Annotated in this window: 13 protein-coding genes and 1 pseudogene; 5 read left to right on the forward strand and 9 right to left on the reverse strand. The window is 37.6% G+C overall.

Going from position 1 to position 18,501, the window contains the following annotated elements; genetic code table 11:
- The first annotated feature begins 85 nt into the window (after positions 1-85).
- Positions 86-2,980, forward strand: coding sequence for a valine--tRNA ligase (locus tag AC1M9F_RS05850; protein WP_481597282.1), 2,895 nt, complete (start codon positions 86-88; stop codon positions 2,978-2,980).
- A 78-nt stretch (positions 2,981-3,058) separates the two neighbouring features.
- Positions 3,059-3,484, forward strand: a complete 426-nt coding sequence (locus AC1M9F_RS05855) for an SMI1/KNR4 family protein (RefSeq protein ID WP_481597283.1) — start codon at positions 3,059-3,061, stop codon at positions 3,482-3,484.
- 125 nt (positions 3,485-3,609) lie between these two features.
- Here the strand turns inward: AC1M9F_RS05855 and AC1M9F_RS05860 are convergent, their stop codons facing one another.
- The 8 genes and pseudogenes from AC1M9F_RS05860 to AC1M9F_RS05895 form a co-directional block, all read right to left on the reverse strand.
- Positions 3,610-4,503 carry an S-4TM family putative pore-forming effector gene (locus AC1M9F_RS05860; protein WP_481597284.1) on the reverse strand — a complete coding sequence of 298 codons (894 nt, stop codon included), beginning with the start codon at positions 4,501-4,503 and terminating at the stop codon, positions 3,610-3,612.
- Between the two features lie 5 nt (positions 4,504-4,508).
- Complete coding sequence (locus AC1M9F_RS05865) at positions 4,509-5,510, reverse strand: SMODS domain-containing nucleotidyltransferase (protein ID WP_481597285.1); 1,002 nt, start codon at positions 5,508-5,510, stop codon at positions 4,509-4,511.
- Between the two features lie 192 nt (positions 5,511-5,702).
- Positions 5,703-6,076: pseudogene (locus AC1M9F_RS05870) on the reverse strand (endonuclease domain-containing protein).
- Positions 6,077-6,196: 120 nt separating this feature from the next.
- Complete coding sequence (locus AC1M9F_RS05875; protein ID WP_481597286.1) at positions 6,197-7,147, reverse strand: hypothetical protein; 951 nt, start codon at positions 7,145-7,147, stop codon at positions 6,197-6,199.
- Between the two features lie 315 nt (positions 7,148-7,462).
- Entirely contained in the window at positions 7,463-8,182 is a 720-nt protein-coding gene (locus AC1M9F_RS05880) for a carbonic anhydrase (protein WP_481597287.1), read from the reverse strand.
- 359 nt (positions 8,183-8,541) lie between these two features.
- The gene (locus AC1M9F_RS05885; protein ID WP_481597288.1) at positions 8,542-10,263 is read right to left on the reverse strand and encodes a thiamine pyrophosphate-dependent enzyme; all 1,722 of its coding nucleotides are present in this window, start codon (positions 10,261-10,263) and stop codon (positions 8,542-8,544) included.
- A 188-nt stretch (positions 10,264-10,451) separates the two neighbouring features.
- Positions 10,452-11,489 carry a molecular chaperone DnaJ gene (locus AC1M9F_RS05890; RefSeq protein WP_481597289.1) on the reverse strand — a complete coding sequence of 346 codons (1,038 nt, stop codon included), beginning with the start codon at positions 11,487-11,489 and terminating at the stop codon, positions 10,452-10,454.
- A gap of 58 nt (positions 11,490-11,547) precedes the next feature.
- On the reverse strand, positions 11,548-13,209 hold the full coding sequence (locus AC1M9F_RS05895) for a sensor domain-containing diguanylate cyclase (protein ID WP_481591947.1): 1,662 nt from the start codon (positions 13,207-13,209) through the stop codon (positions 11,548-11,550).
- A gap of 363 nt (positions 13,210-13,572) precedes the next feature.
- Between AC1M9F_RS05895 and AC1M9F_RS05900 the strand changes: the two genes are divergently transcribed.
- Positions 13,573-14,196 (forward strand): YetF domain-containing protein, encoded by a 624-nt coding sequence (locus AC1M9F_RS05900; RefSeq protein WP_481597328.1) that lies wholly within the window; start codon positions 13,573-13,575, stop codon positions 14,194-14,196.
- A gap of 82 nt (positions 14,197-14,278) precedes the next feature.
- Here AC1M9F_RS05900 and AC1M9F_RS05905 read toward each other — a convergent pair whose 3' ends face one another.
- A complete protein-coding gene (locus AC1M9F_RS05905) occupies positions 14,279-15,271 on the reverse strand; it encodes an NAD(P)H-quinone oxidoreductase (RefSeq protein WP_481597290.1) in 993 nt (330 codons plus the stop codon).
- A 131-nt stretch (positions 15,272-15,402) separates the two neighbouring features.
- On the opposite strand from AC1M9F_RS05905, the gene AC1M9F_RS05910 reads away from it, so the two are divergent.
- Together AC1M9F_RS05910 and AC1M9F_RS05915 are read left to right on the forward strand one after the other, a co-directional pair.
- Positions 15,403-15,693 (forward strand): hypothetical protein, encoded by a 291-nt coding sequence (locus tag AC1M9F_RS05910; RefSeq protein WP_092766871.1) that lies wholly within the window; start codon positions 15,403-15,405, stop codon positions 15,691-15,693.
- A 138-nt stretch (positions 15,694-15,831) separates the two neighbouring features.
- A complete protein-coding gene (locus tag AC1M9F_RS05915; RefSeq protein ID WP_092766927.1) occupies positions 15,832-18,291 on the forward strand; it encodes a glycerophosphodiester phosphodiesterase family protein in 2,460 nt (819 codons plus the stop codon).
- Positions 18,292-18,501: the final 210 nt, after the last annotated feature.

The following is an 18,501-nucleotide window of genomic DNA, read 5'->3' on the forward strand; positions in this document are numbered from 1 at the left end:
AATGCATTTGCTTAACGTGCCTCTCCATGCATTTTTTTTGCTACAATAGATGCAATTTTTTATCTACTTTTGATCTGTTCGAACTATGACTGATTCAGCGCAAAATATTGCTACAACCTACGATCCGACCGAGATCGAGAAAAAATGGTACCAAACTTGGGAAGAACGCGGTTACTTTAAGCCGTCTGAAAAAGGCGAGTCTTTCTGTATCATGATTCCGCCACCAAACGTCACTGGTAGCTTGCACATGGGTCATGGTTTTAACAATGCCATCATGGATGCTTTGACACGTCATAAGCGTATGTCAGGTTTTAACACGCTTTGGCAACCAGGTACTGACCATGCGGGTATCGCAACGCAAATGGTTGTAGAGCGTCAGTTAGGTGCGCAAGGCGTAAGCCGTCATGACTTGGGTCGTGATAAATTCATCGAAAAAGTATGGGAATGGAAAGAACAATCTGGCGGTAATATTACCCGTCAAATTCGTCGTTTAGGTTCTTCTGTCGACTGGTCACGTGAACGCTTTACCATGGATGAAGGTTTATCCAATGCTGTAAAAGAAGTGTTTGTAAAACTGCATGAAGATGGTTTGATCTACCGTGGTAAACGCCTTGTTAACTGGGATCCTAAATTACAAACTGCCCTTTCTGACCTTGAAGTTGAGTCTGATAAAGAAGAACAAGGTTCATTGTGGCACTTCAAATACTTCTTTGAAGATAAGTCACTTCGCACGCACGATGGTAAAGATCATATCGTTGTGGCAACGACTCGTCCTGAAACATTATTAGGTGATACAGCGGTTGCTGTTGCGCTTGATGATGAACGCTATGCTGCTTTAGTTGGTAAGAACATTATCCTACCGATTACAGGTCGTGCTGTTCCAATCGTTAAAGATGAATATGTTGACAAAGAATTCGGTACAGGCTGTGTAAAAATCACCCCTGCACATGACTTCAATGACTATGAAGTAGGTAAACGTTGCGAATTGCCAATCATCAACATCTTCAACAAAAATGCTGAAGTGTTGGCTGAGTTTGAATACATTGCGAAAGCCGGCGAGCAAATTTCTAAAACCATCCCTGCACCTGCGGACTATGTTGGTTTAGAGCGTTTTGAAGCGCGTAAAAAGTTAGTAGAGCAAGCGGAAGCTGAAGGCTGGTTAGACCAAATTCAACCGTACACATTGAAGCCACCTCGCGGTGACCGTTCAGGTGTAATCGTTGAGCCGTTATTAACAGACCAATGGTACGTGAAGATTGCACCGCTTGCTGAACCTGCAATCAAAGCCGTAAAAGATGGCGACATCAAATTTGTACCTGAGCAGTACAGCAACATGTACATGGCTTGGATGAACAACATTCAAGATTGGTGTATCTCTCGTCAATTGTGGTGGGGTCACCGTATCCCTGCTTGGTACGATGCGGAAGGTAATGTTTACGTTGGTCGCAATGAAGCTGAAGTTCGTGAGAAAAACAACATTCCTGCCGATGTTCAATTAGATCAAGACGAAGATGTATTGGATACATGGTTCTCATCGGGTCTTTGGACGTTCTCAACTTTAGGTTGGACGGGTGACGAAGCCAAAGATAAAGAAAACTACTTCTTAAATACGTTCCACCCGACTGATGTTCTTGTAACAGGTTTCGACATCATTTTCTTCTGGGTTGCTCGTATGATTATGCTTACGATGCACTTCATGAAAAATGCAGATGGTACACCTCAAGTGCCGTTTAAAACTGTGTATGTGCACGGTTTGGTTCGTGATGGCGAAGGTCAGAAGATGTCTAAATCTAAGGGCAACGTGCTTGACCCACTAGATTTGATTGACGGTGTTGATCTTGAAACTTTAGTACAAAAACGTACAACAGGTTTGATGAACCCGAAACAAGCAGCGAAGATTGAAAAATCAACCCGTAAAGAATTCCCAGAAGGTATTCAATCTTACGGTACAGACGCAGTTCGTTTCACATTCTGTGCGCTTGCAAACACGGGTCGTGACATTAAATTCGACATGAAACGTGTTGAAGGTTACCGTAACTTTGCGAATAAAATCTGGAACGCTACCCGTTTCGTGATGATGAACTGTGAAGAGCAAGTGATTGGTCAAGAGGTGCGTCAAGACCTTTGGGAATTGCCTGAACAGTGGATTGTGAGCCGTCTACAAAAAGCGGAACAAGCGGTACAAACGGCATTTGATACGTATCGTTTAGACTTGGCTGCACAAGCGATTTACGAGTTCATTTGGAATGAATACTGTGACTGGTATGTAGAACTGACTAAGCCTGTTCTCAATGATGAAAATGTATCGGTTGAGCGTAAAGCTGAAGTGCGTCGTGTTCTTCTTTCTGTGATGGAAGCATCTTTACGTTTGGCACATCCATTAATGCCTTACTTAACAGAAGAAATTTGGCAAACGCTTGCGCCGAAGTTAAACATTTCTGGCGAAACGATTATGCTGGCGCAGTACCCTGTTGCTGACCAAGCGTTAATTAATGAACAAGCTGAAGCTGATATGCAATGGCTTCAAGGTTTGATTGGTGCGGTACGTAATATCCGTGGTGAGATGGGCTTAGGTAATGCTCGCTTGTTGCCTGTTCTGCTTCAAAACACGACGGATAGCGAGAAAGCGCAAATCGCACGTATTGAACCGTTGTTTAAAGCATTGGCTAAAGTTGAAAGCATTACCTTCCTAAGCGATGCTGAACAACCGCCATTGTCATCTTCTTCTGTTGTAGGTCATGTGTCTGTATTCGTTCCAATGAAGGGTTTAATTGACCCGAAAGCGGAATTGGGTCGTCTACAAAAAGACTTAGACAAAGTTCAGAAACAGCATGACCAAATTGCCAACAAACTTTCTAACGAAGGTTTTGTGGCGAAAGCACCTGCGGCTGTGGTTGAAGGTGAGAAAGTAAAACTTGCTGAATTTGCTGATCAGTTAGCGAAGATTAAAGCGAATATGGAGCAGATTGCAGCGCTTTAATTTGAAGCTTGCGATTTAATCTTAAAAAAGGGAAGCTCTATGTAGCTTCCCTTTTTCATTAAAATAAATGAGATAACGATGAAGATGATTGAAGAATTAAAAGAACATTGTTTAAAACAAGGCTTACGAATCAATGAGCCTGCAACTCAGCTAAAGATGGATCGTTTTGAACAAACTTATCAAGTTCGATTACCTGAAATTTTAAAAGCATATTTTTTATTTTTTAATGGGACAGGAGAAGGAAATTTTGGTGATGAAGGATTTTCATTTTTTAGCTTGGAAGAATTTAAGCCTGTTCAGATTTTCAAAGGTTTAGAAGATTTCCCTTATCCTAACTATTTCGTTTTTTCTGAGTATTTACTTTGGATATCTGCCTACGCTATTCAACTCGATGAAACTGGTAATGATTTAGGGATATATGAAGTTTGTAATTCTCAACAAAAAGTATGTAATCGTTTTGAGGATTTCTTAAAAGAAGTGATGCAAAATAAAGGAATCATTTAAATTGTATTATTCGACTATAAAGTGCTGAACTCTCTGACCAAAATTAAAGCGAATATGGAGCAGATTGCAGCGCTTTAATGCTGTAATTTGATTCAAAAAAATCCCCTCTTAATGAGGGGATTTTTTTAGTTAAATAAATCTTTAATCATACGTCTAGAACTAGATTCGAGTTTGAACTTTCTCATTCGATCATAATAATTAGGAACTGAAACCCCATGCTTTCGATATACAAATATTTCTTCTTGAATATCACCTAACATTCTATTACTACAATTAATATCATCTGAATCCACTATATGTTTTTGTAAACTACTAAATTTATTATTGGCATTATTTAACAATCTAATAGTCTTATAATTACTTAAGATATTCTCTCCTAAGAAGAAATATAACGATAATAATATTACAAAAATTTCATAAAATTTCTTCCAAAGTGGATATTCACTGTAAGTGATAAACATAAATATACTTAATCCAATAAAAAATAGTAAGCTTATAAAAATTAATACATTAAAAAATATATAATCTTTACGTACAGAATCCGTCCAAAATAGATTCTGCTTTTGAGCAGCCAATACATCTTTTGGATAGGCTAAATTTTGAATCTCATCATTATACCAATTCCTAAGCCTTTCAATATTTTCATCTTTTTTATGCTTACAATATAGGCGCTCTATTTCAGTTATATCTTGTTTAATTTTCCATTCAAAAGGCAATCCAAAAATATTAGTATCAAATTTTTGCTGTATATTTGCACCTAAAACTTGGTATAAAGAGGATTTTTTCATTAAAAAACCTCCCAACAATAAAACCAATAGATCTATCAAGAAACGTATAACAGAATACTGATCTGTTGCATCAATATAAGAATTAATAACTAGGAAACTGATTAAAAATGGTACAAAGACTAAAATTCGATAACTTGATCGATAGAATTTAGCCTCATTATAACTTTGTCTTTGTGCAGCTAATAATCTTAAATTATCATCTAAATTCTGCTTATATAAAATATTAGACATCTAACTCATCCATAAGCAGGAAAAAATGAACCCAACACTTTTTCCCAATATTCAAACGCTCTTTCTTTTTCACCAATACTTTCATAGTAATTACCATATTTAATATTTTCCAAGTCATTGGTAACACGTGCATGAATTTTATTTTGAACATCGTGATCTAATCTGTTGATATTACCTTCGATGCCTTTTGGATCTTCAATCCAAGAGTAAATATTATCACGTATATAAATTAGACTTTTTTCAACTTCTTCTTGCAAAGTTCCTGCTGTTGTCAACCATCTTGATTTATAAAAATATAACAACATAACTTCCAACAGATATGATGATGGTATAGACGGCTTTCTGTCTTGTTTGTTCCAATATTTCATCAAACGAATAATTTCTAATACTTTTCCATTATGCTGTCGATTAACTTCCGTTGCTAAAGTCTGATCTTTCCTTGGATCAGTTTTCATCCAATAATTACCATTCCCACTTGGGATTAAATAAACTCCACTTTGAGTATAAAAACATGGAACTAAATCGAAGTTCCATTCATTACTGGTCATTTGAAATGTCACAGCCTGCTGACGTCTGTTTAATTGTGGATTTTGATACCCGCTCATTCCACTCAACATGCGCTTAAATCTATTCAGAACCTTAATAGGACTCAAAGTATCATCATCATTCAGAAGTTGAGACCAAATTCCTTTATCCAATGGATTTAGAATTGAAATAATAGCTTCATCATAATTGGTAGCTTCATTCCATACTAGTTTGCCACCATTTAGACCTATCATTTGATCGATATCATCAAGCGGTTTGACTTTAGTTCTTCTAGAAAATGAGCCAAATGGCAAATTATAAGTATCTGCGAAATCTAGCTTTTCCAAACTGATGTCATTAAGTCTTTTAATTTGCTCAAGCAAATGATCTCGGCTTCTTCTACCTGCATCAGTGCGACTTTTCAATAAATTAACTTTATCTTGTACTAATTCATTAAGTGCACCATTAATCGTTCTAGCCATTCTTATATCTCTTATTCCTGCATACATTTTTATATATATGGGCTTAGTACATTTTTTCAACAATAAATCATCATTTTTTTACAATATTTACTGACCTATTGTTTTTGGATTTTTAATATCTAAAACAAAGATAGTCACATAATTTTCACGTATGACCTTCGCAATAGATTTTTCTCTGCTTTCAGGAGAGGATTAGGGAGAGGTATTTTTTAATTCAGTACACCTCTGCCACAAATCTTCCAACACCACATCCGTCCGTCCCAACACATCATGATTCCAATACCGAACCACTTTCAAACCTAAAGCCTCTAAAACTTGGTTCGTTCAGCATCATATTCAATTACATCATCCATTCCATGCTGACTTCCATCCAACTCAATGATTAAACCAATTTCATGAAAGTAATAATCTACAATATAGGGTTGGATCACATGCTGACGGCGAAATTTAAGATTCATAAATCGCTTGGCGCGTAGGATTTTCCACACCAGATGCTCTGCATCGGTAGCGGTGTGTCGCATGGATTTAGCGAAGATGAGTAATTGACGATCGAGCTTCTTGTTCATGTTGGATTTAATTTTTATTATTTTCTCTAGATTATCAAATTTTAGAACCTCTCCCTAGCCCTCTCCTACAAGGAGAGAGAACTATTCATTATGATCTTAATTATTGTTGCTTGAATTAAGCTAAATCTTAAATTGAATGAAAGGATCGTTATAACCTTCATCAACTTCAAACCCTGCTTTCTTAATCTCCTGCTCTTCTTCCTTACGAGCCAATAAACATTCTTCTCTGTATTTTTCTAGTTTTATTTGTTTTTCATTAATTGATAATTCATCAAGATATAAATCATCAGCACCATAAAAACTTAAAGCACTGTATATTGATGCTAAATACCTTATCTCAAATGTGGCTGAGTAATCACGGTTATAAAAAATAGAAATTTCAAAATCCCCCACATAAAAGTAACTATCGAGAGATAAAAAGTCTTCAGATTCTAATACAGATTTAAATTCATCAAATTGAATGAGATCAGGGGCGAGACAAGTATGATCACCAGAAGCTAGAATTTTGTTGTAGTCTTCTTTTTTATAACGAATATCATCTAGACCAAAATAGTTTTGACATCCTAAATCAAATAAATCCTGCATAAAGCGTTTGTAATCTTGGAAAGCATTTTCTAATGAACTATTCGCTTTCGACCACCTTTGCTCGAACTCAATTCCTTCAATGATCTCATTGGTTTGTTTAAGGGAAAGATCATAGACATTGTCAAATTTGAAAGTTTTACCATTGAGTTCTAAATTTAGCTCAGTATTCCTTTCATAAGGATCATCATCATCACCCAAATTACAAGCATAATAACAATATCGATTATTTTTGGGTTCTTGTACGGTTTCGACACCCTTTACACGATTTTGGTTTTTAAAGCGAATGAAACTATCTTGTGCCAATGAGATGACGACTGTAGAAGCATCAGTTAAATCCACTTTAACAAAACCTGACCGACTCTTAGACTCTTGATTCTCCTGTTGAGCTTCGACAACGGTACGGTGCGTTAAATTAGAACCAAATAATTTATAAGCTGTGAATAATATTGCAACCACAATAAAAGCTAAGATGATGAAAAAACTCATTTATTCTTTTTCTCTTTTTGTATGTATATAAAAATGAATGAACATTTAATTTAGACATAAGTCTTGTCATCTTTAAAATAACGTACCTTACTGCACTTATTCAAACTAAAAATAAAAAAAACTAAAATATCCCACATTCCAACAACATCCCGATACCACTCTCTTCCGTCATAGACATCAACCGTTGCTTTTCAGATTTTAACTATTGCTCTATCCCTCATCCCCTTGCAAAGCATTGCTTATCATCCCATAGGGAGAGGAGAAAATTATTAGAGAATTCTATGCTCTATCAATATTTCCCCCACTCCCTTTTTATCAATTCTCCACAACTACACGGCCATTCAACGGCTGAATAGGTCGATTATTCGGATGTCCCAGTAATTCTGCAAAGTCCTCAATCTGCTTGGCTGAGGCTGTTTGAATCTCTTTTAAAATTAGCCAGCGAACACCCTCGGAACATGGAGGTGTGGTGAGCGACCCACTAAAACGATAATAATCCAAATTCTTTGGCAATAAATGATTAACAGACTGGGGCTGTTTTAACTCAACTGTTTGCCCTTTTTGCTTCGGTAATGAATTCCATATTCTTGCCAATTGCGGATTCTCTGCACCTTGTGCATACATCATCCCCACGACAGCCAGCTCTCCTTTGGCATTGGCATGTACAAAATGGATTTCTAGCGGATATTGTTTGCCATGGATTTTATTTTCACTTGGGGTATGCAAATGAAACTGCTTGAGTTGAAAACGATCACCATCCAGCATCAACTCTCCGCCTTCTTTAAAGTCGACTTGAACCGTATGACCATTGTTATGAATACGTTGAATCAAAGTTTGATAGCTAAACTGCAATGGTTTCAAATCCGCTTTTACAGAACGCTCAATGTTAATTGGTGACTGATTCTGACCAGAACAAGCTGCATAGTTCGGGCTTAGGTTGTTCCATTGTTCAGGGTGGTAATAATCCCAATCTGCACCTGCCCATACACTTGAAGAAAGAATAGAAAGTGAAAATACTTGAAAAAAACTTCTCATCATTAAACCTTAATACGCGAACCGTTCATTAATTTATGTGATTTTTAACATTATTATTTTGATCTATTTGATATTTTCTCATAGATCAAATGATCTCCACATCTTGATCATGACTGAATCAAAAATGGAACACAGTTATAGAAAATATGAACATTTGGAACAATGACGATATTGATCAAAATGATTTTATGAAGGGTTAGTACTTATTTTTTAAGATATTTTTTATTGTAAATTTACTGTATTCTTTATTAGAATTTTACTTAACGGTATAAAAAAGCTTCTTCAAGCCTAGCAGATATAAATATCCCGTGAGTACTTGAAGAAACTGTCATAAAAAATGATTAAAGAGACGAACGATTTTATTTTATAAAATTATTCACGATTAGATCTTTTACCTCATCTCCTCGACCAGCTAAAACCGCCTTCATCGCATACAATGAAGTCGCCTTCACTTGCTCAAATTTTGGTTCTGGTGGCATCACCAACTCTACAGGGTTGGTATGAATATCGATTAGTGCAGGACCATCATGAGCTAAAAATTTCTGAATAGCTGCTTCCAAACCATGACCATCTTTTTGAGTCATGCCATAAATCCCGATCGCTTCAGCGACTTTGCCAAAATCAGGGTTCGCTAATTTGGTAAAATTATCCAGTAAGCCATCAACTTTTTGTTCAAGCTCTACAAAATTGAGCGAATGGTTATTAAAGACAACAATTTTGATCGGCAACTTTTCCTGTACGATGGTCATGAGATCACCCAACAGCATACTCAGACCACCATCACCACATAGCGCAATCACCTGACGTTCAGGAAAGGCTTTTTTAATCCCGAGTGCTTGAGGCATCGAGTTTGCCATCGTACCGTGCAGTAAACTACATAGCAATTTACGCTTACCATTGGTATCGATGTGACGAAGCATCCATAGTTTCGATGAGCCTGCATCTCCAGTGAAAAATGCATCATCATCTGCATATTTGTTGAGAAGCGCCACCACATATTGCGGGTGGATCAAACCATCTTTACCTATACGCTCTTCTTTCAAACGAGCTGCATCTGCAACTTTCTTTAAATCTAAGCACTCTTGAATAAAGTGTTGGTTCTGCTTGTTTTCAACTAAAGGGATTAATGCACGCAGCGTTGGTGCAATATGTCCAACAGCACCAAAATCTATAGGATAGCGACGACCTAAATGAGTAGCATCGACATCGATTTGAATAATCTTCGCGTGTTTAGGATAAAACTGTGGCCACGCAAAGTCCGTTCCAAGCAGTAACAATACCTCACTATGATTAATCGCATGTAAGGCTGCTTTATTACCATACATACCATTCATCCCCATATTATGAGGATTATCATATTCAATAAAATGTTTCGCACGTGAGGTATGCACAACGGGTGCATTTAATTTTTTCGAAAGTTCAACCACTTCATCGTGAGCATACTGAGCTCCAATACCCGCATAAATCGTGACTTTTTGATGAGCATTGATGAAGTTTTTAATCTGATCAAGTTCAGCAGGATTAGGCGTAGTTTCAGGCTGCGGATGATGTACCCTGAAATCCAATGATTCCTGGATATATTGACTGCTGATATTGGTTGGCATAATGACCACCGCTACGCCACGTTTATTCAGTGCTGCCTGACAGGCCAATGTCATCACATGTCTGACTTGACTGGCTGCTTTGATCTCCTCGCAATATACAGAACAACTTTTATAAATTTCTTTAAAGTCGACATATTGGGGAAAATCTAAATAGCCTGCTTGTTCGGTTGAAAGTTGGCTTGCGATCAAAACCACAGGCGCACCATTACGGTGTGATTCGTACAGACCATTAATAAAATGCAAGCTTCCAGGACCACATGAGCCAGCACATACTGTTAAATTGCCACTCATCAATGAATCTGCACCTGCTGCAAATGCACCGACTTCTTCATGGCGAACATTGATCCATTGAATAGAACTACGCGATAAAGAATCGGTAAAGTGATTGAGCGTATCTCCAACGATGCCGTAACAGTGCTTTACGCCGACTTGTTCCAACACTTCAATCATAATGTCTGAGACTTTTTTACTTTTCATGTTATTCCTAGTTTTAGTTTTTAGAGCATTATCGTTATATTATGGTCAATACATCAAATAAATGCGACAAAATACACATTTTATATAAATTATAATATTAATTTTTTAATAATAGGACAATCAACCATTGAGAAATACGGAATGAGTAGATGTCAGTAACAGCTATTTATAGCTCGTATGTTTTAGATTCAAAGAAGTGAATGTTCAATCAAAAATGCTAACCCGGAAGCTTTTGACATTTCAATTAAACGCTGCTTTTCCAATTTGAGTTGTTGTTTTAACGATGAAACATCTTGGTCAATCTGTTGATAGAGTTTTTGAATATTTAAAGCACCTTGTGTTTTTTGTACTCCAATTTTTGCCTTGTTTGACCACACTAAGCTATTAATCAATATCTGGATTTGCTTTTCTAAAGTTAAACTCTGTGCTTGCAATACTTGTTGATAGTACTTCAATTGATCTTGCTGAATAGCTTTCTGTATACCGACTTGAAGTTGCTCAACTTCAAGTTGTAACTTCAATAGCGTGAATAAATCCTCTTGTTCATAAGCTTCATTAACACGTTGTAATAATGCCGTCTTTGCAGCCTTTTTGGATTCATCAGGTTCACGGTCTGGATGAATGATAGATGCAGTTTTGAGATATACTGTTTTCAGGGATTGATTCACTAACTTTTCTGCTTCGGCTTGTTTATCTTGCTGCCGTTTAAGTTTGGCTTGCTGCCTTGCTTGTTGATACTGCGCTTTGTCCCATAACGAATCGTCATCAATCGTTGAATCATTTTGTTCACCATGAGCATCTGGTGCTTGACTAGATTCGAAGTTGTTCTTTTTATCTTGCTTATTTCGTGGTTGAGCAAACACCTGTTCGAAATAAATATGTAATTTTTCAACTGTCTCAAGTTGAGTTTCATTGAGCATATTTGATTTGCTCAATATTTGGGTCAAGTTAAAACACTTCTCTTCTACTGCCTTTTGAGACGACTTATTTAAATCAATTTGACTTAGGCTATTCCATAGACTTTGTAATTGCTGAAACAGCACTTGATAAACATCACGATAGACAGGAATAAGTTTCTTCTGCGTGTAGGTACGAATTTCTTCTTGGGCGTGTTGCCATGCGGATAATTGTAATTTTTGCTGCTCAATCTGATTAATCAAAACCCGTAGCTTATGATCTTGAACAAGTTGTGCAGAAGAACTGGATTGAATTTCGAATGAAGTCACGTCAGGTGTTTAGTCCAATGAGAGAATACTGAGTTTAACAAAATGTGGATGCTTTATTTTAAGCATCGATCACAGTTTGATTTCGACCATTGGCTTTTGCTTGATAAAGATGTCGATCTGCTCGTTTAAGAATGGCATAAGCATCAGCATCGTTGAGATCAGTCACACTGACACCAATACTGACGGTCAAAGTTTTCTCTGCCAAAATAACAGCTTGTTCCACCAATGTACGAATTTTCTCTGCCAAAACTTGCGCACCCATCAGATGTGTTGCAGGCAATAAAATTACAAATTCTTCACCACCATAACGTGCCACAAAATCGGTTTCACGCGTTGCTTGATCAAGGATTTTTGCTACTTGTTGTAACACTTGATCCCCTTGATCATGACCATATTGATCGTTGACTTGCTTAAAATAATCGACATCCAATATAAGTGCTGCATAGCCAATTTGATTTCTTTTATGTTGACCAAACAAGTATTCAAGTTGTTCGTTTAAAGCACGGCGATTGTGTAAACCTGTTAATGCGTCATGTCGTGACAATCGAATCAACTCAAGATTAGCCAATTCAAGTGCTCGAGTGCGCTCTTGAACCTTACGCTCTAGAGATTGGTTTGCCTCAAGCAATTGTTGTTTCTGTTCCAATAAGGTTTGCGTCATGCTTTGTAGAGAATGTGATAATCCTTGGATTTCACGGATGCTGCTTTGACTATGAAATGCCGTATGCACGTCTCCCTGTTCGACCGCATAAGCCGATTTAGCTAAAGCCTCAATGGGTCTGCTCAATTTATTGGCAAGTTGATAAATCACATAAAAGATAAACAGCGAGACGAATAAACCAATCAGGAAGATTTTGAACTGCAAATCACGCATATCTGCCAAAGCAATCGCCAAAGGTTGACGAATTACCACATGCCAACCAATATCACTTTTAGTCTCGGACTCCACGGCAATATTTGCGGTTAAGAAATCCTGCCCTTCATTCCAATCATCAATATAATAAAGTGCATCGTTGACTTTAAGTTGAGGTGGCTTGACTCGTCCAATACTTTTAAATGGATACAGCAGTTCACCCTGTTTGTTTAAGATAAAGACTTCTATGCCACGCTGAGATGCTGTTTGAGATAATGCTTTATTGAGAATATGACGTGCCCACTCCCAATCTGCATGTGCAGCTAACACTCCTTTTAATTTTTGAGTATTTGGATCATAGATTGGTGTTGCGAAATCAATAAAACGCATCGGCTCATGAGGATTTAAAGCTTGAATTTTTTTTGCCAATAACACAGCTTCATGCACATCACCTAAGTATGTACCCTGTAAACCTGCCTTAAACCATGGCCGTGAAGAAACGTTTTCACCTTCAAGAATACCATCCGCAGCAATTTGAACATCACCGTTTAAATCTGTTACCCCCATCCAAGCATAATAGACATACGCATTTTTGACTTGTTCCAAGCGTATACGAACACGTGGATCATCTAGACTTGCTTCTGAAAAGAATGGAGATTGGCTGAGCAGCACCATTTCGCGCTCGCGTTCGGCAAGAGAAGCTGCCAAGGCATTACTGATATTTTTTGCTGCGACATGTAGGGTCTGTCCACTGGCTTTAGCCAAGTGCTGAGATGCGATATTTCCAATATACAGCGATACGCATATCCCAAGGATAATGGTTAATCCAGCAAATATGAACAGAACGCGATTACGGAATGAATCCAAAATACACCTTAACTCTTGGTTAAACACCGAAACATGCAACCATAAGAATATAACAGAATATTACAAATACATAACAAACATTTCGGATCATTGTAATGAATAAAAAATGCCAACCTTATCTCATATATTCAAAATCCTGATTAACATTAACAACTGTAATTCCACTCCCTATCTTTTAAACAACATGATTTAATATTCAAGTCACGCACCACATCTACATAAAGTCATAATAATTCGACAATAATTCTGTATTTCTTTTTTTTGGCGCTTGATAGCTTAAGTAGAATCACCTAGAAAATTGAGGAACAAATGGATTTTGCTTCTATCTTTTTTTAAGACACCACATGGGTATTTGTTTTCGAAATTTTAATCCGATGTGTGGTGATGTATTTACTCATCATTCTTTTTCTTCGTTTGACTGGCAAGCGAGGGGTTAGACAACTCTCCATCTTTGAAGTTGCCATTATTCTTTGTCTTGGATCGATTGCTGGAGATCCAATGTTTACGGAGGATTTACCCTTAATTCAAGCCGTAGTCGTCATGAGTGTGATCATCTTGCTTTACCGCACCACAACGTGGTTAATGATGAAATATCAGCCTTTCGAAGACTTGGTTGAAGGTAAATCCTGCTACATCGTGAAAGATGGCATGCTCGTCCTTGAAGCATTCAAACAAGGCAATATGTCGCATGATGAGTTCTTTTCGGAAATGCGTCGTCAATCTGTTGAGCATTTAGGTCAAATTCGAGTCGGTCTATTAGAGTCCGATGGGAATTTCAGTATTTTGTTTTATCCTGATGAGCAAGTTAAATATGGCTTACCAATTTTTCCAGCTCAAGCTCAATCAATATACAAGGTAAAACCTAGCGTAATATATGCGTGTACACATTGTGGATTCTGTACTGAACTTCAGCAACCACTTCAAGATTGTCCGCGCTGTTCTTGCCAAGATTGGACACAAGCAATCAACAGTCTAAGAATTGGTTAGCAGATGAATAATCTTAAGTCTGTTGAGACGAAGTAGATTATTCATCCTCAGCACTGACTGAATCGAACACATGTGGTTAAGATTAATCCAACACTTTCACCACAATTTTACCAATGTGATCACCTACATCCATTGCCAAATGAGCCGCTTGAATCTCATCAAAATTAAAAGTTTTATAGATCATCGGTAGACATTCACCTTTTGCCCATAACGGCGCAACATGTGTCTTTAAATCTTGAGCGATTTTGGCTTTTTCTGCTGTGGTACGTGCACGCATGGTTGAGCCAGTAATGGTTAAACGCTTCATCATGATTTGACCTAATTTTACGCCGTCGGCTTTAGCTCCTCCAAGAAATGCGATATAAACCAAACGTCCATCACGACGTAGTATATTCAAGTTTTGAGCTAAATAAGGCGCTCCAACCATATCTAAGACAATATCTACGCCATTTTCTTCAGTCGCTTGCTGAATGACCTGTTCAAAGTCTTCCGTTTTATAATTAATTGCATGCGTCAAATCTTGAATTGCTTTTACTTTCTCATCTGAGCCAACAGTCGCAAAAGTTTTTAAGCCAAATGCGTTACACAACATCAATGCCGTTGTTCCAATCCCACTGGTTCCGCCATGAATTAAAGCCGTTTCCCCCGCTTTAGCTTTGCCCAGTTGAAAAATATTCGCCCAAACGGTAAAAAATGTTTCTGGAATTGCAGCAGCTTGAATATGACTCACCCCTGCAGGAATATTAATCAGCTGAGATTCAGGCACCACACAGTATTCGGCATAACCACCACCATTGGTGAGTCCACACACTTGATCCCCCACCTGATAGGCGTTTACCTCAGCCCCTACTGCAACGACTTCCCCTGATACCTCTAACCCAGGTACAGGTGTGACCCCTTTAGGCATTGGATATAAACCTTGGCGCTGTAAAATATCAGGACGGTTAATGCCGAAAGCATGTACTTTCACCAAGACTTCATTGTCTTTAGGTTGCGGAATATCAACCGTTTCATAAGCCAACTTCTCAACGCCGCCTGGTTCAGTAATGATCACGTGTTGCATGCTTTGTGCCATAATCAAATCCTTTATTTACAATACTTTTCATTCATTTCAATCAATTTCATCATAGTTGATCGCATTGATAAAGTCCTGTATTACTTATGTATAAGGATGAAAACGAATCATTATTTTTTGGGGAAAATAATATGCGTTACTTGCTGCAATTTATTTTGCCATGCAGTTTTGCTGCCTTGGTCATCATCTGTTGGACTTTTTTGTTACGTTTTCCATGGGATTCAGCAGTAATTGCGATGATCTACTTCCAAATTGGGCTGGTGTTGTTATTGCTATACATTGAATACGATGCGAGCAAAGTGGATGGTGCAGCAGGTTGGACTTTTTTATTTTTCTGTTTTTTTGAAATGATATTGTTCGTCGCTTTGGGGATCATTCGTGTCATTGTTGGTGGATGGCAAGTTTTAAATCTTTTATTTTGAACCTTGCCTCAGACAAGAATATTAAAATAACTCAATAATACAAACAAAGCTTCGTATTTTTCTGATTTACAAAGGAATTTTAACCTTAATTTCATAGATTTTAAGGTCGTCATGGATCGTACACTCGAGAATTTTAAAATGAAAAAGCAGACTCTAGTTGTCACACTATCGCTCATGCTCGGTTTAGCAGGATGCTCTGGGGAAGATCAAGCTAAATCAACCTTACCAAATACTCCTGAGCCAACCATACCAATTCAGCCTGAAGATCCAGAACCATCTCTACCACCGGATCTCGAACCTGAAACACCGATCAATGTTCCACAACCAAAAACGTATTTAAATCTGGATTTTACTGAAATTTATTCAATACCTTCTGATTGGAATATCCTGCCTTCAAATCCAGGTAGCATTCAATTTAAAGAAGGTGCCTTACTGATTGATGGTCGCAAAGACTTAATCAAACCCACCACGATCATGTTAAGTTCGGATTTTCAAAAGCTTCGCAACTATAAAATTGAGTTAGAATTCGAATACCTTGAGCGTAATAACGGTACTCGTTGGGGAAGTATTATTTATAGAGCTTCAGAAGTGTTTGCTCAACCTGAATATACACCATATTACCAATTTGCTATTCGTGCAGATGCATCTGCTTATAATGGTCTAGAACTCGCACTTAGACGCTCAAATAACACATGGAATGTCATCAATACATCCAAATTTGAATCAAACATTGCTTTAAATACACCTTATAAGGCTACAGTTGTTGTTCATGATCAACGTGTTCGTCATTACTTGAATGATCAATTGGTTTTTGATGGTGAATTACCCATCAACCTAAACCAAGGTGCCATTGGACTTTCAGCATCAGGATTGCTGATGAAGGTCAACACAATACGGGTGATTGAACAACTTGATGCCCTCCCTACTCAAGATCGGATTACAGATGTCATTGATCACAAATATCCAGTTGCAATGGCGCCCGCTTTAGCACAACCAGCCGACTCATTAACAAATGATAACGCTCATACCGCCACTTATATTGCTTACCAACTTGATGAACAATTATTTTTAAAAGATTTCGACAATAAGACCACGATGCACCTTAGAAGTCTTCTTTCTGATCAAACCAAAAGAACACTTCCTCTTCTGCATATCGACTCTGAAAACACACTGGCTGAATTAAGATCTTTGTCTTCAGATTATGATTTTAGTGATGTCACGCTAGTCTCTGATGATCCATATCTATTAAGAAAAGCGCGTGTGGAGATTACAGAAATCCGTACAGCATTGGATTGGTCTGAAAAGTACAATTTGATTTCAGATCAAAATAGTGTTGTGAAAATTGCACAGGCAACCAATACAGCACTTTCTAAAATTGTGATTTTACCAGCCCATTTGGTTCAGTCTCATGTAGTTGCACACTTGCAACGTTTATTGATCACACCTTGGGCAGGTTTTACCCACAATACTTCTGGACAGACCAGTCTTAAGCTTGATGCCTATCAAGCCGCTGAGATATTAACAACAGGAGTAAATGGCATTTATACGCATCAGCCTGAATTATTTCATTCCATCATGCGCTCAATGGCGCCCAACACCCTACTTCGTAAACCACTCATTACAGGTCATCGTGGAATTCCATCTCAAGTTGATGAAAATACCCTTGAAGGTATTCTTAAGGCGATAGAAGTTGGTGCTGACGCCGTGGAATATGATGTCTATCTGACGAAAGATGACCATGTCGTTTTAATGCATGATAAATCGGTTTTACGCACAACGGGTATCGCAAAAAATATTGAGAACATGACGCTCGAAGAAGTTCGTAAACTAAAAACGACCGGGCAGCGACTTGCCATACCGACGATGGATGAAGTATTGGCTGCAGTAGTTAAAAAGTACCCACATGTCACCAATTTTATCGAGATTAAGAGTGCAAAACCCGAAATAATTTCAAAAATTAAAGATTTACTTGATAAATATGATGCATATGGTCAAGCCATTGTCATAAGTTTTGATGGGCAACAAATTCTTGAAATGAAGAACACTCTAAAAGGTGTATCAACGGGTTTATTGGTATATCCACCAAAGGAACAAACTACTTTTCTAAACATTCGAAGAATTTTGGAAACAACACGACAATTTTCTTCAACATTCAATCCAAATTATAGTGGTTTGAATCAGGATGTCATGTATCTGGCAAGTTTACGTGGGGTGACCTTCTGGCCTTGGACGTTCCGTTTAATTAAAAATGATTTCTATCGTATGTACATTCAAGGTACACATGGGTTGACCACAGATTATGCACAAGATGCATCGAATTTTGTGGTCAAAATTAAAACTCCACGACAAATAACAGCAACTGTTGGTCAACCTTTACAAATCGCTGGGCAAAAATTAACGCAACTGGGTCAATCTAGTTACCAAAGCTTCAATACGATGCTCGTACTACCAGGCTCTGCAAAATATAGTCTAAATGGTCAATCTGTGAGTTTCAGTGAACGTGGTACAGCCTATGTCATGCCAAGCTACCAATACACCATAGCACCCAATTTCACCTATACCATCTATGCAAAACCCGTGACTGTGACCATTCAATAAGCACATCACATTGATATTTGGAGACCAATTCAGTTCGCTGAGTTGGTTTTTTTCGAAAATCGCATTTCCCCTCATCTTTTCATAAGATTTCAACTGGACTTTTAATGATGTTCACCGCTTAAACACGACAGTATTTAAAACTGATGAATTTCATAAATATTTAATATGTAATATTTTTTTTACTTTATGACAAATCCATAGAATTGTCAT

The organism is Acinetobacter sp. ANC_7504 (genome assembly GCF_056779995.1).

Bases quoted from the DNA above. Each gene is read 5' to 3' on its own strand.
- AC1M9F_RS05910 (WP_092766871.1), top strand. From the start codon at position 15,403: ATGCGTTACTTGCTGCAATTTATTTTGCCATGCAGTTTTGCTGCCTTG.
- AC1M9F_RS05860 (WP_481597284.1), bottom strand. From the start codon at position 4,503: ATGTCTAATATTTTATATAAGCAGAATTTAGATGATAATTTAAGATTA.
- AC1M9F_RS05880 (WP_481597287.1), bottom strand. From the start codon at position 8,182: ATGAGAAGTTTTTTTCAAGTATTTTCACTTTCTATTCTTTCTTCAAGT.
- AC1M9F_RS05865 (WP_481597285.1), bottom strand. From the start codon at position 5,510: ATGGCTAGAACGATTAATGGTGCACTTAATGAATTAGTACAAGATAAA.
- AC1M9F_RS05915 (WP_092766927.1), top strand. From the start codon at position 15,832: ATGAAAAAGCAGACTCTAGTTGTCACACTATCGCTCATGCTCGGTTTA.
- AC1M9F_RS05850 (WP_481597282.1), top strand. From the start codon at position 86: ATGACTGATTCAGCGCAAAATATTGCTACAACCTACGATCCGACCGAG.
- AC1M9F_RS05905 (WP_481597290.1), bottom strand. From the start codon at position 15,271: ATGGCACAAAGCATGCAACACGTGATCATTACTGAACCAGGCGGCGTT.
- AC1M9F_RS05855 (WP_481597283.1), top strand. From the start codon at position 3,059: ATGAAGATGATTGAAGAATTAAAAGAACATTGTTTAAAACAAGGCTTA.
- AC1M9F_RS05875 (WP_481597286.1), bottom strand. From the start codon at position 7,147: ATGAGTTTTTTCATCATCTTAGCTTTTATTGTGGTTGCAATATTATTC.
- AC1M9F_RS05885 (WP_481597288.1), bottom strand. From the start codon at position 10,263: ATGAAAAGTAAAAAAGTCTCAGACATTATGATTGAAGTGTTGGAACAA.